Origin of the sequence: Mycobacteroides sp. PCS013, from assembly GCF_049532645.1 — a bacterium.
Classification (GTDB): domain Bacteria; phylum Actinomycetota; class Actinomycetes; order Mycobacteriales; family Mycobacteriaceae; genus Mycobacterium; species Mycobacterium gwanakae.
The window spans coordinates 4,776,046-4,789,954 of the sequence record NZ_CP150131.1 but is presented as its reverse complement, the minus strand read 5'-3'; the positions used below and the strand labels follow the sequence as shown (position 1 = coordinate 4,789,954).

Sequence of the window (13,909 nt, the reverse complement as noted above, 5' to 3'; positions counted from 1 at the left end):
CGGGCATGCAGACCAAAGCCAGCCCCTGGCCCGCCTACCGGCTCGCCGCCGTGCTCCTCGGCGTCGGCGTCGTACATTTCGTCGCACCCAAACCCTTCGACGACATCGTCCCGGCCCAGCTGCCTGGTGAAGCCCGGTTCTACACGTATGCCTCGGGTGTTGCCGAGCTCGGAACCGGTGCGCTGCTGCTGGCCCCGAAGACACGCAGGCTCGGCGGTACGCTCGCGGCGCTCCTGTTCATCGCCGTCTTCCCCGCGAACATCAACATGGCGCGGCAGTGGTGGGACAAGCCGCTGCCACTTAAGCTCGGCGCCATCGCCCGGCTACCGTTGCAGATCCCGATGATCACCGAGGCCCTCAAGGTACGACGTACGGCGTAGCCGTCTTTGATCTTGTTCACTTGTTCATCAGTCATATATGACGGCGTTTCCCGTGCGCTGAAGGTCAGCTAGCCCCGCCCGGAAGGTTTCCATGAATTTGGGCGGGGGCCCTTTCCAGTCCTCAACCTCGCCAACGATGCGCACGGGTTCCCGGGTGCGGTACGAGTGGGTCGGATTCCCGGGGAACTTCTTGTCCGTCACGTTCGGATCATCTTCCAGGGTGCCCTCCGGTTCCACGATCTAGACATGGCCCCTGCCCTCGCCTTTGGCCATGATGGCGGCGAGTCCCGCGCCGATCAGTGTCCTCGTGACGTAGACGTGGTTCATGATGCGGCCCTCCTCGTAGTTCGACAGATGCCCGGCGGTCAACAGATCGCCTATCTCGAGGTCTGCCTTGGTGCCATGGAAATACGCACCCGACTCGTGCGCCTCGAAAAAGTTCGGCATCGTCATACCCGTTCCCATCAGTCGAAATTCGTGGTCGCAGGATTGTGCGTCACGATGGGGGCCTTGCCGCAAGCCCCCCTTCGTGACATATTTTGAAAGGGGACAAGCCAAAAGGTTGACCCCGCAACCGCGCAGTGGTCGGCTTGATCCATGACGCTGCAGATATCCGAACGCGAACGCGAAGCCCTGGCACAGGTCACCACGTTCCCACTGCTGGCAGCGATCACCGGGCGCCGGTCCCGGCGCTTCCCTCTCGGCGGACGCATTCCCGACGGTCCGCTCGCCTACACCAGCGGGCATCCCGTTAGACCGATATCGGAAGTCGAACGCGCACTGATCCTTTCGGTGGTTGGGGGTGTAACCGGATGGCACTATGGCATCACATATCACCCCGGATACGCCCCCGCGTTCCCGAACTACTCCGGCAGTGCGACTGGACGCACCTTTCCCTCCGCCGCCGGATTTCACACCAGCCAGCTCTTCTTCACCGATGACACCGGGATCTACCTGCTGCCGACACGTGATGAACCCCCTCGTGAATTCGCGTCCATCGAGGACTGGATCACTCACACCGCCGACTCCTACGTGCGGATTTCGGACAAACGTCTGGAACTGCCACGAGAGGAGCCGTACATGGAAGGCCACAACACCTGGATCGGGAATCACCCGGGGAGCCTGCTGGCCTTCCCGGTGGCCGATCTGGCCGAACATCTGATCGCGAACCTGTCCTTCTTCGCCGCGAACGGCTACCTGGTCTACGACGACGTCAACAACCGGAGCCTTCCCGGCACCGAAAAGTTCAGCAGCTTAAGGAATTACGACGATCCTATTCCGCTGTCTTTTGTGGAGCAGTACACGCTCACCGAGGCTAGCGCCGAACTGGCCACCGCAACCCACAACGGCGTACTCCTCCTTCAAGCACTCGGACTGGGTGGCTGGATGTTCGACGGGCTCGACCGGCTTTCGGTGCTCGGCGGCTCCGGCGACCCGCGTGCACCCGGTATCGGGTTCCGCTCCGACAACGACGATCGGTGGCCATTTCCGAATGCCACCGGTCTGGATGGATTCTTCGAAACCCTCAGTCCCCCACATGTGCCGACGGTCGCAGCGGGCGTCCAGAAGTACATCGAGCGCAAGTACGGCCCCGGCGGGCCCTTCCACCCCGACACCCCTGGCGCCTGGGCGGATTCACGCAAGGTGCGCGCGGCCGCGTTACCGGCCGAGGCGATCCAGGAGATCGTCACGACGCAGGCCTCGTACATTTACGACACCTTCGGAAAGATTCCCGGCACCGTTCCGACCGTCCATGTCTTGATGTATCTGCAGGCTCAGAACATCGATCTGGGTTTCTATGACACGCACTTCGGCCCTGGCGCCTACCTATCGACACACGCCGAACACGGCAGACGTTGGTACGGAGATTAACGGGGCTGGGACCACGGCGCACCGATGTCGTTCGGCCCGGTCGGCGGCCTGCAACTCAGTGTCACTACCCCGGAAGGGCTGGTTTCGGCGCTCAGCCGCCGGGGGTAGCACAATCTGGATATGCGCCGACGACACCTGCTCCAACTCGGAACGGCGGTAGCAGCGGGCCTCGCACTGACTTCCTGCGCGGACACTGCCGACGAGCCGCAAGATAATGGCGAGGTGAGCGACGGCGAGATCTGGCGCATGCCCGACGAGGGCGAACCACACCTGCGAACCTGGATGGCCTTCGGCGCCAGCGACGAGATCTGGGGCCGGCGGCTCAACCGAAAGGTGCAGCAGAATCTGGGTGCGATCGCCCAGGCCACCGCACAGTTCGAACCGGTGTCCATGCTGGTGCGACCGCAGGAGATCGAACTGGCGCGCCAACTGGCCGGACCCAATGTGGAACTGGTTCCCGCACCACTGGATGACCTGTGGATTCGCGATAGCGGGCCGGTGTTCGTCCGCAACGACACCGGCAAGGCAGCTGTCGATTTCAACTTCAACGGCTGGGGCGACAAACAGAAGCACGACTCCGACGCCACGGTCGCCGTCGAGGTCGCCAAGCGCGCCGGAGTGCGGGTCCTTCACACCGATCTCGTGCTCGAGGGCGGCGGCATCGAGGTCGATGGGGACGGCACCGCGATCATCACCGAGAGTTGCGTGCTCAACAACAACCGCAACCGGGGACGCTCCAAAAAGGATGTCGAGGCAGAGCTTGCGCGTCTGCTTGGTCTGCAGAAGATCATTTGGCTACCGGGCATCGCGGGCATGGACATCACGGACGGTCACACCGATTTCTACGCGCGATTCGCCGGACCGGGCGTCGTCGTCGCAGGGCTGGATAACGACCCCGACTCGTTCGACTACGTCGTGACGCGCCGGCATCTCGACATCCTCGAAAAGGCAACGGATGCGGCCGGACGCGCACTGCGCGTGGAAGTACTCGAGGCACCCGAGCAGGGCCGCGATGACTTCGAATCAGAGGACTTCGCAGCGGGTTACATCAATTTCTATGTGTGCAATGGCGGCGTCATCGCACCCGAATTCGGAGACCCGGACGCCGACGCGGCGGCCAAATCCACGCTGGAGGCGGTCTTTCCCGGGCGCAGGGTGGTTCAGCTCGATATCGACGGTATCGCCGCGGGCGGCGGCGGCATCCACTGCGCCACCCAGCAGGAACCGCGGTAGGCCGCCCTCAGCTTGCCACCGAACGCGGCGCGCCGGACCCGGGATCGATTCGCACTGGCCCCGTCGCGGACGGCGTCACCGGAAAGTCGAAGATCGCCGTCGGCGATATACACAGTGGCACAGGAATTCGGGATATCGACGACACCCGACAGTCGACCCTCGATGGGTGCTGCGCCCAGCAGGAGATAGGACTGCTCCGGGCTGTAGCCGAACTTGGTCAGGTAATCGATAGCGTGCAGACAGGCCCTCTGATACGCCAAATGCGAATCCAGATAGCGTTGTTCGTCGTCGAGAGTGACCGAGGTTCCCGAGAAGGCCAGCCATTGCGAGTACTGAGGGTCGGTGTTACCCGGCATGAAGATCGCGTTCTCCGACACCCCGTAGGTGTCCATGCCGCCCTTGAGCACATCGACGTGCAGATCGATGAAGCCACCCATCTCAATGGCTCCGCAGAACGTGATCTCGCCATCTCCCTGCGAGAAATGCAGGTCGCCCACCGACAGCTTTCCGCCCGGCACGAACACCGGGTAGAACACCCGGCTACCTTTGGTCAGATTCTTGATGTCCTGATTGCCGCCATTCTCCCTGGGCGGCGCGGTCCTAGCCGCCTCCGCCGCCGCCCTGTCAAAGGCGTCGCCGGTAAGCCCACCGAGTACGGCATCCCGGGGTTCTGGCGGAAGAGCCAGTGCGGGAACACGATAGGGGTCAGTAGCGATCAACGCGCCCTCGCGCGCATTCCAACGCGCCAGCAATTCCGCCGACGGCGCCGTCCCCATCAGCCCGGGATGCACAATCCCCGTGAAGCTGACCCCAGGGATATGTCGCGAGGTTGCGGTTTGACCTGAGAAGTCCCAAATCGCCTTGTAGGCATCGGGAAACTGCTCCGTGAGGAATCCGCCACCGTTGGTCGTCGGGAAGACGCCGGTGTAACCCCAGCCCTGCCCGGCCAGTGGCCCGGAGTCTTCCTGCGGAATCGGGCCCACATCGAGAATGTCGACGATCAGCAGGTCCCCTGGCTGAGCGCCCTCCACCGAGAGCGGCCCCGACAGTGCGTGCACGGTGGTCAGTGGTGCGTCACGGATGTCGTCGGCGGAGTCGTCATTGTGGATCGCACCGTCGAACCATTCGCGGCAATGCACCCGGAATGAAGCACCGGGTTTGACGACGGCAGCCGGCGGAATATCGGGGTGCCACCGGTTATGCCCGACGATCTGTTGTTCGGTGAACTTCTTGCTCGAATCCAACGGGAACAACACTTCGGGCATGGCAATCCTTCCGGTCAGGGGCGAGGCAACTTGCGATGCAAGGGATTTGATGTCACGGGAATCGTCCGGCGCGCGGTGGGCAACGCCGCCACCACGGACGGCTCACTGGCGCTGCGCTGGGTGTCGTCAAGCAGACGCATGCGAGACGAGGCGCCCCGGCTCATCCCGGCTATGCCGAAAACCCGGCGTGCCGATTCAGGGCAGCCGGGGCAGGACACGCTATCGGGGGCGGTCGCCAAGGGAAAATTGCGCGACGTACTGCCGCAACTCGTGCAGCGATACTCGTACAACGCCATGACCCGCCCTCACCGAGGTAACACCTGGATCTGAGACGTTACGCCGGATCGGCCAGGCCCGCAGAGGAAATCGATGGCAGGCCGGTTACAACCAGGTGTCCTCGGTGGTAGCGGTGAGGAACGCCTCCAGGTCATTGCGCCAATCGGCGGGCGTGGTCTTGTCCGGCTCGATGCCGGTGTACTGCCCTCGGTAGAACAGCAGTGGCCGAGTGGCCGTCGGCTTCTCGGGGATCTCACTCAGTTCGTTGACAGACCCGAACACCACCCAATGGTCCCCGCCGTCGTGGACGGTGGCGACCTCGCAGTCGATGTGCGCCAGCGACCCGTCGATGATCGGCGATCCGAGACCCGATGGATGCCAATCTATTCCAGCGAACTTGTCCGGCTCTCGTGAGCCGAACCGTGCCGAGACCTCACGCTGGTCCTCGGCCAGCACGTTTACGCAGAACTTGCCCGATGCCTCGATAGCAGCCCAGGATCGCGACTGCTTTGTCGGGCAGAACAGCACCAGCGGCGGCTCCAACGAGAGCGCCGCGAACGACTGGCACGCAAACCCCACCGGCTCGCCGTCGTGCGTTGTGGTGATGATGGTGACGCCGGTGCAGAACTGCCCCAGCACATTCCGGAACGCCCGCGGGTCAATAGCCGTCACTGGTTCAGCTTCGCACCGATGGTGAAGTCGTGGCCCCACAAGCTAACCGCGGTACTCTCCCGCGCAACCCAGGACTCGTCTTCGACCTGGCGTCCCTCACAACCGAATTCGATGTCGAATCCGCCCGGTGTCTTCATGTAGAAGGACAGCATCAAGTCGTTGACATGTCGCCCCAAGCTGGCCGACATCGGCACCTTGCGACGCAATGCACGGTCCAGGCACAGGCCCACATCGTCGGAGTTCTCCACCTCGACCATGAGGTGCACGATCCCGCTCGGGGTTGGCATCGGCAAGAACGCCAGGCTGTGGTGGCGCGGGTTGCAGCCGAAGAAGCGCAGCCAGGCCGGCTCGCCGTCGGCGGGACGGCCCAGCATCTGCGGTGGGAGCCGCATGGAGTCACGCAGCTTGAACCCCAGTACATCTCGGTAGAAATGCAGCGACTCGGCGTCGTTCTTGGTCGACAGCACCACGTGACCCAGGCCCTGCTCCTCGGTGACGAACTTGTGCCCGTACGGGCTCACCACCCGGCGGTGTTCCAGGGCAACACCGTGGAACACCTCTTGGATGTTGCCCGAAGGATCCTCGAAGATGATCAGCTCATCGACACGGCGCTCGGCCTTCTCCTGCGCGGTGCCCTCCTTGTACGGAGTGCCGTTGGCTTCCAGCGCCTCCCGGACCTGCTGTAGTCCGGCAGCGTTGGCGGCTTCCCACCCGGTAACCGACAGTCGGTCGTGCTGTCCGGGGAAAATCACCAGACGGGCGGGGAAGTCGTCCATGCGCAGGTACAGCGCACCGTCAACCGTGCCCTTGCCTTCGACCATGCCGAGGATCTTGAGCCCGTACTCACGCCAGGCCGCCATGTCGGTGGCCTCGATGCGCATGTATCCCAGTGAGCGGATGGCGTCCATTCTCGGATTCCTCCTAATACCCGGCGTTAAACCATTGTGTCGGTGGCGGGCAGCTCGAAGGCGTGGTTACCCCAGATTTGGTAAGCCCGCTCGGCGTCGTTGGCAGCGTGCACACGACCGGCGTGGGCATCACGCCAGAATCGCTGAACCGGAGCGTCATTGGACAGCGCAGTAGCACCGGAGTTCTCGAACAGCAGATCGATCGAGGCGATCGCCCGGCCGGTGGCACGCACCTGGTCGCGGCGGGCCGCGGCGCGCAGCTCGAACGGAACCTCCTGGCCTGCCGAGATGAGCTTGTACTCGTCGCCCACATTCCCGATCAATTGGCGCCACCCGGCGTCGATATCACTGGCCGCCTCGGCCACCCGCACCTTGGTGAACGGATCATCCTTGGCCTTCTCACCGGCGTACGCCGCGCGCACCCGCTTGCCCTGGGCCTCGACGTGGGCGTCGTAGGCGCCGTATGCCATGCCCATGATCGGCGCGGTGATGGTGGTGGGATGCATGGTGCCCCAAGGCATCTTGTACACGGGTGCCGTGTTGGTCTCGTAGCCACCGGCTGTCTGGTCGTTCATCTTCTTGTACGACAGGAAGCGGTGCGACGGCACGAACACGTCCTTGACGACGACGGTGTTGCTGCCGGTGCCACGCAGACCCACGACGTTCCACACGTCGTCGATCCGGTACTCGGTACGCGGGATCAGGAAGCTACCGAAGTCGACCGGACGGCCGTCCTTGATCACAGGGCCACCGAGGAAAGCCCAGGTGGCGTGGTCACAACCCGAGGACCAGTTCCACGCGCCGTTGACCAGGTACCCGCCGTCGACGACGACGCCGGCACCCATCGGCGCGTACGAGGAGGACACGCGCACGTTAGTGTCGTCGCCCCACACCTCCTCCTGCGCCTTCTGGTCGAACAGGGCCAGGTGCCAGTTGTGCACGCCGATGATCGAGGAGACCCAACCGGTGGAGCCACAGGCGCTGCCCAAACGACGCACCGCCTCGTAGAAGGTGGTGGGGGCGGTCTCGTACCCACCCCACTGCGAGGGCTGCAGCAGCTTGAAGAAGCCGATCTCCTGCAGTTCGGCGACCGTGGCGTCAGGCAGACGCCGCAGGTCCTCGGTCTCCTGCGCGCGCTTGCGCAGGATCGGCAGCAGGTCGTCAATTCCTGCGAGAACCGCCTGAATCTCGTCCCGCTGTTCGGTCGTCGTCACTGCATTTCCTCCACTGCTGTAGTTAGCATCAGTCGGCACAAACTAGGGCTAGTAGTTCGCGACACCCGCTGTACACCCACGGTGGTAGCGCGTGTTCCCTGCTGAGACTAGAACACGTTTCGATCTGTGTCGACACCGCCTCGCCTACCCCAGGAAGGCGGGCTCATCTGGAACGAAGCGACGACGGTGTTGTAGGGCCAAAGGTCAATTCTGTAACCTGTTCTAGTTCCACGAAGCTGGCGGCTCTTCGCGCAAGCGGCTCATCGCCCCCGGGCGACGTACAACTGACGGAGGAAATCACGTGACGGACGTTCCGCTGGGGAAACACGTCCTCGAGGTTCGCATCGCCGAGGTGATCGACGAGACCGCCGACTCCCGGTCGCTGGTCTTCGATATCCCCGAGGACGCGGCCGACAAGTTCGCGTACACACCCGGCCAGTACCTGACGCTGCGCATTCCCTCCGATCGCACTGGATCGGTGGCACGCTGCTACTCGCTGTCCAGCTCACCGCATATCGACGAGCGGTTGACTGTCACGGTCAAACGCACCGTCGATGGTTACGGGTCCAATTGGCTTTGCGATAACGCGCATGCTGGCATGCACATGCACGTCCTGGCGCCCTCCGGAGTATTCGTCCCCAAAGAACTCGATCGTGACTTCCTGCTGCTGGCCGCCGGTAGCGGCATCACCCCGATGATGGCGATCTGCAAGTCCGCACTCTCACAGGGCAGCGGCAAGGTGGTGCTCATCTACGCCAACCGCGACGAGCGGTCGGTGATCTTCGGTGCGGCACTTCGCGAACTGACGGCGCAATATCCGGATCGGTTGACCGTCATCCATTGGCTCGAATCGGTCCAGGGGCTGCCCTCACAACAAACCCTGGCCACTTTGGCCGCCCCGTTCGCGGCCGGACACGAGGCCTTCATCTGCGGCCCCGGGCCGTTCATGGACGCCTCGGAGGCCGCGCTCAAGGGCAACGGCATGCCTGAGGAGCGCGTGCACGTCGAGGTTTTCCGTTCCCTGGAGAGCGACCCGTTCGCCGAGGTGGTGCTGGCCGAGCCCTCTGACGACGATGAACCGCCTGCCACGGCCACCGTCGAACTCGACGGTGAGACCCACACGGTCAGCTGGCCCCGGAGCACCGTCCTGCTCGACGTCCTACTCGCAAAGGGACTGGACGCACCGTTCTCTTGCCGCGAGGGGCACTGCATGACCTGCGCCTGCATCTTGAAGGACGGCAAGGTCCGCATGCTCGTCAACGACGCGCTGTCGCAGAACGACCTCGATGACGGGTACATCCTGGCGTGCCAGGCGGTTCCCGAGACCGACGATGTCAACGTCACCTTTGATGAGTGAACGCCAGGTTCAGAAAAAAGATCTCAGCGACGCGGCCCCACCGGGCCGATACGATTCCCCCATCATGAGCTCCCTGAAAGCGGCGCTGGCCGCCGCATCACTGGTGGTCACGTCCCTGGTCTTCCCAGGCACGGCCACCGCCGAGGTCAAAACCACCGACGTCAGCACGCCCGTCGACGAGGGGCGTCAGCTCGAGGTGCACGCCACGGCCGACTGCCGCAAGGCCGAACGGCAGTGTTATTACACCGCGAGCTTCAACCTTCGGACCCCCAACGGGATTGAGGGATTCGGGGGAGATCTGTGGGCCAAGCAGACCACCGAGCTGCGCACCTCGGACCGGATGAACTATCTCTGGGTGCAATGGGCCGACAATCCGAACACCGTGGAGCACAACGGCGGTAGCACCTGGCTGCTCACCACCGTCTACTTCGGTGGAGGTGACGTCGACCGCTTCCGGATCACCGGCACCACCCAGCCGACCGACTGGGCGACCGGACAACCCAAGCTCGACGCCGACTACATCGTGTGCAGCCACGTGGAGGCCAGCATCGGCGGCCGGAGCGTAATCTCGCCCGACGCCTGCGCACAGGCCCGCTTCAGCTAACCGTCACCCGGCTGGCGGATGTATGCAGCGAGGAAATCGCTGCACTCAAACAACTCCGGCGTGCATGTCACGTTGGTAATGCGCTGGGCAAGCGCAAATCCCGCCGCGCTGAGGTCGACTGCGGCGATATCGTCGGGCCTGTCGAGCGGGATACCTACATCACGGATATCTTCAGCCAGCGCATCGGGATCGGCCCCAAACCGCGCTGCCGGAAACAACAGATCCACGTCCACAAGTAGCGTGCCGTCTCGCCACCAGTGAAATCGATACGCCGCGTTGACGTTACGGAAATGCGACACAACCGTTCGTCCGACAGACATCGGTTCGATGAGGCGCTCAGTCACCCCCACGTAGCCGTTGATCTCAGCAATCAAAGCCCACCCGTCATCGATGTCGGCCACGCCAATCAGCTCCCCGGACGATTCGCCGCCGCCGGTCCAGTCGGCGACGTCGCGGTCGTACAGCGCGTCGATGCCTCGCAGGCGGGCCGTCGGAATGGCTTCCAGCGACGTAATGACGGCCTCAGCCGTAATGCCGCTGATGAGCGTCACGCAGTACGCCTCGGCCCAATCCGGGCGCCACTGACTCCACCACGCGTAGTCGGCCAACGTCGCAGCCATAGTGCTGCCACACTAGCGCGGCAGACCGAGCACCTGCTCTGACCATGTAGGTGTGCTGCCCGCGTCTATGCGACAACAATTGGTCAGGCCGGTAGTTGTCGCATAAACGCGGGCACCAGACGTGTGTTGTTTAAGACGCCAGTCCGACAATGTCGGCGCACCGTGGCATGGTGCTGAGCATGAACGCTCGGGCCCGGTCGCTGCGCACCGATTTGCGTTACCTGCTCGTCCTGCATATCCATCGCCACGGGCTCACCACGGTATCCGAGATGGTCGCCATGTTGGCGGACATAGGTTTTGACGTAGATGGCCGGCCGTCAAAGACGATCTCGGATGCGCTGCGCACCGATGTCAAGCTCGACCGAGTTCGTCGACGCGGCCGTGGCCTCTACAGTCCGGGTGCTCTCCCGCGCAGCACCCAACACCGCATGCGCACCCGAGCTGACTGCTGGCTGTCAACGCGGCAGGCCGAGCAACCGCTCCCCTGCCACGCTGAGCAGGATCTGCGTGGTGCCCCCGGCAATCGACAGGCATCGGTCCCGCATGAACAGCCACATCTCGTGTGACTCCACCGCTCCATGAGAGTCCACATAGTCGAGGATATGCTCCGACAGCCCCTGACGATGCCGCACGCCGACGAGCTTGCGCACGCTCGAGGCCGCACCCGGATCCTGACCACCGATGGCGCGCAGCGCGGTGCGCAGATCCAGCAGCGCACCCGTCTGCGCCGAGCACACGAATACACCAAGCGTATCTAGTTGTGCCCCATCTAATTCTGCGTCCCCGATGAGCGTCAGCAGCGACTCCATGGCCTCGTCGAGCGTGCCGCCCCCGGCCATGGCCACCCGTTCATTGGCCAGTGTGGTGCGGGCTAGACGCCATCCATCGTCGACCGATCCGACCACATTCTCGTCCGGAACGATCACACCATCCAGGAAGACCTCGTTGAACATCTCCTCCCCGGTGATCTCTCGCAGCGGCCGCACGGTGATCCCCGGGGTCTTCATATCGAGCAGGAAGTACGTAATGCCCTTGTGCTTGGGCACATCGGGGTTGGTCCGCGCCAGGCAGATCGCCCAGTCCGCGATCTGAGCCTTGGAGTTCCACACCTTCTGTCCGTCGAGCTTCCACCCACCGTCAACCCGGGTTGCCTTGGTACGCAACGCCGCAAGATCGCTACCGGCACCGGGCTCCGAGAACAGCTGGCACCATTCGATCTCACCGCGCAGTGTGGGAGCCACGAATTGCGCTATCTGCTCCGGAGTTCCGTGCTCGAGAATGGTAGGAGCCGCCCACCACCCGATCACGAGGTCGGGGCGGGCGACTCCCGCGGCATGCAGCTCCTGATCGATGAGCAACTGCTGCGCGGCCCCCGCGCCCAGCCCGTACGGCGCGGGCCAGTGCGGGGCCAGGAAGCCCGTCTCGGCCAGCCGAATCTGGTGTTCATCTTTTGGTGCCGAAGCGATTTCCGCAGCGGTGGCGGCGACCTGAGCCCGCTGGGTCTCCACCTCACCGAGGTCGATGGTCAGGGAGCGGCGAGTTCCCCCGAGGGTCAGCGCGGCGGCCTTACGCCGCCATACCGCGGGCTTACCCAGGAAGGACTGCAGTGCGTAGGCACGCCGCAGGTACAGGTGCGCGTCGTGCTCCCACGTGAACCCGATGCCGCCAAGAATCTGAATGCAATCCTTGGTGTTGACCACCGCGGCATCGACCGCCACGGCCGCCGCGACCGCAGCGGCAAGCGAAAGCTGCTGGAAATCAACACCATTGGCCACCGCATCCTGCGCGCATCCGGCGGCATCCCAGACTGCGACATCTGCCTGCTCGACCCTGCACAGCATTTCGGCACACATGTGTTTGATGGCCTGAAAGCTGCCGATCTGCTTACCGAACTGCTCACGCACCTTGGCGTACTCGACGGCGGTCCGCAGCGCCCAGCGCGCCACACCCACTGCCTCGGCCGCGAGGGTCACCGTCGCGAGATCGGCGACCACGGCCTTCGGCAGACTCACCGGATGCGCCTCGGCGCCGTTCAGGGTGATCGCGGCCCACGGGCGCGAGAAATCGGTGGCCTTTTTGACGTCCACCGTGGCACCCGCACCCGCGCAGTCGACCAACACCCAACCATCGGGCCCCGGCGCAAGCAGCACTCCATCGACGGTGCCGCCCAGCACCGCGGGCAACACGCCCGAGGCCAGCCCGTCGGCGACGGTCAGGCCCCCGGCGAGGGCCAGGCCCGCCGTGCGCTCACCGGAGGCCAGCGCCGCCACCAATTCCGCCGGCCCGGCGGGCGCGAGCACCACAGCAGCCAACGCACTGGTGGCAACCGGCCCCGGCACCAAGGACGCCGCGGCCTCGTCGATCATGGCGATCATGTCGTCGAATCCGGCACCCGAACCGCCCGCGGCCTCGGGCACCGCGACACCGAATATTCCCAGCTCAGCCAGCTCGGCATAGGCCGGGCCCCACCCGTGGGGGTCGGATTCCATCTTGCGGACCGACTCGATGACAGCCGCGCTCTTGGCCCACTGACGGACAGCGTCCCGGGCGGCTTCCTGAACATCGGACGACACAGATTCTCCTCGGCTTGATTCGGGTACACGAGACTAGAACGTGTTCTAATATCGTGATTGGGTTCAGTGTAGTAGGAACGCATTCAGGCTGTACAGAGCACTACCGGAGGGCCAGGGAGACCTGAAACGACCGACGGTCATCCGTATAGTCGTGCGCTGAAACCGTCACGTGGACACACGGGATTGAGCACAGGGAGTACAGACGCCATGGCAACGCCTCGGACATCTAACGCATCGGAAGCCGTGCAGTCGGATAACGGTGAAACCGACGCCGCGAATCAGCCTGCAGCCGTCTCAGCACTGTCCGATGACGATCTCGGTTCGACCGCGCAGCGCGAGCGCCGCAAGCGCATCCTGGATGCCACCTTGGCCATCGCGTCCAAGGGCGGGTACGAAGCGGTGCAGATGCGTACTGTCGCCGAGCGGGCAGACGTTGCCGTGGGCACGCTGTATCGGTACTTCCCCTCCAAGGTGCACCTGCTCGTGTCCGCGCTGGAGCGCGAATTCGAGCAGATCGACGCGAGATCGGATCGCAACACCGTCAGCGGCAGCACCGCGTATGAACGCCTGCACACGGCAATCACGCGGCTGAATCGCAACATGCAGCGCAACCCCCTCCTTACCGAGGCGATGACCCGCGCCTTGGTCTTCGCGGACGCTTCCGCCGCCGGTGAGGTTGATCACGTGGGCCGGCTGATGGACGGTATTTTCGCCCGCGCGATGGCCGGTGACGACGACCCTTCCGACGCGCAGTTCCACATCGCCCGTGTCATCTCGGATGTCTGGACCTCCAACATGATTGCCTGGCTGACGCGTCGGGCGTCGGCAACCGACGTGAGCCACCGTCTCGATCGCACCGTCAGATTGCTGCTTGGCATTACCTGAGCAGCAACGCTTGGCCTAGCCAGCCCGCCGTAGGTAGCGGACGTAGACTC

The 13,909-nt window shown here is 64.0% G+C and carries 12 protein-coding genes and 3 pseudogenes; 7 read left to right on the top strand and 8 right to left on the bottom strand.

Annotation, left to right across the window (positions count from 1 at the left end):
* The first annotated feature begins 5 nt into the window (after positions 1-5).
* Positions 6-380, top strand: a complete 375-nt coding sequence (locus RHO23_RS23850) for a DoxX family protein (protein ID WP_030095763.1) — start codon at positions 6-8, stop codon at positions 378-380.
* 27 nt (positions 381-407) lie between these two features.
* On the opposite strand, the pseudogene arr reads toward RHO23_RS23850, so the two are convergent.
* A pseudogene (gene arr / locus RHO23_RS23845) lies at positions 408-833 on the bottom strand (NAD(+)--rifampin ADP-ribosyltransferase).
* A 144-nt stretch (positions 834-977) separates the two neighbouring features.
* On the opposite strand from arr, the gene RHO23_RS23840 reads away from it, so the two are divergent.
* Together RHO23_RS23840 and RHO23_RS23835 are read left to right on the top strand one after the other, a co-directional pair.
* Positions 978-2,252, top strand: a complete 1,275-nt coding sequence (locus RHO23_RS23840; RefSeq protein ID WP_057967111.1) for a hypothetical protein — start codon at positions 978-980, stop codon at positions 2,250-2,252.
* Between the two features lie 120 nt (positions 2,253-2,372).
* Complete coding sequence (locus tag RHO23_RS23835; protein ID WP_423488425.1) at positions 2,373-3,485, top strand: agmatine deiminase family protein; 1,113 nt, start codon at positions 2,373-2,375, stop codon at positions 3,483-3,485.
* Positions 3,486-3,492: 7 nt separating this feature from the next.
* On the opposite strand, the pseudogene fmdA reads toward RHO23_RS23835, so the two are convergent.
* From fmdA to hsaA, 5 genes and pseudogenes are all read right to left on the bottom strand, one after another.
* A pseudogene (gene fmdA, locus RHO23_RS23830) lies at positions 3,493-4,750 on the bottom strand (formamidase).
* A 14-nt stretch (positions 4,751-4,764) separates the two neighbouring features.
* Positions 4,765-5,046, bottom strand: coding sequence for a zinc ribbon domain-containing protein (locus RHO23_RS23825; RefSeq protein WP_423488424.1), 282 nt, complete (start codon positions 5,044-5,046; stop codon positions 4,765-4,767).
* An 85-nt stretch (positions 5,047-5,131) separates the two neighbouring features.
* A complete protein-coding gene (gene hsaB / locus RHO23_RS23820) occupies positions 5,132-5,698 on the bottom strand; it encodes a 3-hydroxy-9,10-secoandrosta-1,3,5(10)-triene-9,17-dione monooxygenase reductase subunit (RefSeq protein ID WP_030095768.1) in 567 nt (188 codons plus the stop codon).
* Positions 5,695-6,606, bottom strand: a complete 912-nt coding sequence (gene hsaC / locus RHO23_RS23815) for an iron-dependent extradiol dioxygenase HsaC (RefSeq protein WP_030095769.1) — start codon at positions 6,604-6,606, stop codon at positions 5,695-5,697. The genes hsaB and hsaC overlap by 4 nt, the downstream gene beginning before the upstream one ends.
* A 26-nt stretch (positions 6,607-6,632) precedes the next feature.
* Positions 6,633-7,820, bottom strand: a complete 1,188-nt coding sequence (gene hsaA, locus RHO23_RS23810; RefSeq protein ID WP_030095770.1) for a 3-hydroxy-9,10-secoandrosta-1,3,5(10)-triene-9,17-dione monooxygenase oxygenase subunit — start codon at positions 7,818-7,820, stop codon at positions 6,633-6,635.
* A 301-nt stretch (positions 7,821-8,121) separates the two neighbouring features.
* On the opposite strand from hsaA, the gene RHO23_RS23805 reads away from it, so the two are divergent.
* Together RHO23_RS23805 and RHO23_RS23800 are read left to right on the top strand one after the other, a co-directional pair.
* Positions 8,122-9,177, top strand: coding sequence for a ferredoxin--NADP reductase (locus RHO23_RS23805; protein ID WP_030095771.1), 1,056 nt, complete (start codon positions 8,122-8,124; stop codon positions 9,175-9,177).
* A 64-nt stretch (positions 9,178-9,241) separates the two neighbouring features.
* Positions 9,242-9,781 (top strand): hypothetical protein, encoded by a 540-nt coding sequence (locus RHO23_RS23800; protein ID WP_057965288.1) that lies wholly within the window; start codon positions 9,242-9,244, stop codon positions 9,779-9,781.
* Here RHO23_RS23800 and RHO23_RS23795 read toward each other — a convergent pair.
* On the bottom strand, positions 9,778-10,401 hold the full coding sequence (locus tag RHO23_RS23795; protein ID WP_064407721.1) for a DUF6461 domain-containing protein: 624 nt from the start codon (positions 10,399-10,401) through the stop codon (positions 9,778-9,780). The two genes, RHO23_RS23800 and RHO23_RS23795, sit on opposite strands and share 4 nt — an antisense overlap.
* 179 nt (positions 10,402-10,580) lie before the next feature.
* On the opposite strand from RHO23_RS23795, the pseudogene RHO23_RS23790 reads away from it, so the two are divergent.
* Positions 10,581-10,874: pseudogene (locus tag RHO23_RS23790) on the top strand (hypothetical protein); the annotation flags it as partial.
* Here RHO23_RS23790 and RHO23_RS23785 read toward each other — a convergent pair.
* Complete coding sequence (locus RHO23_RS23785; RefSeq protein ID WP_064407720.1) at positions 10,857-12,974, bottom strand: acyl-CoA dehydrogenase; 2,118 nt, start codon at positions 12,972-12,974, stop codon at positions 10,857-10,859. The pseudogene RHO23_RS23790 and the gene RHO23_RS23785 sit on opposite strands and share 18 nt — an antisense overlap.
* A 207-nt stretch (positions 12,975-13,181) precedes the next feature.
* On the opposite strand from RHO23_RS23785, the gene kstR reads away from it, so the two are divergent.
* Complete coding sequence (gene kstR / locus RHO23_RS23780; protein ID WP_064407719.1) at positions 13,182-13,859, top strand: cholesterol catabolism transcriptional regulator KstR; 678 nt, start codon at positions 13,182-13,184, stop codon at positions 13,857-13,859.
* Positions 13,860-13,909: the final 50 nt, after the last annotated feature.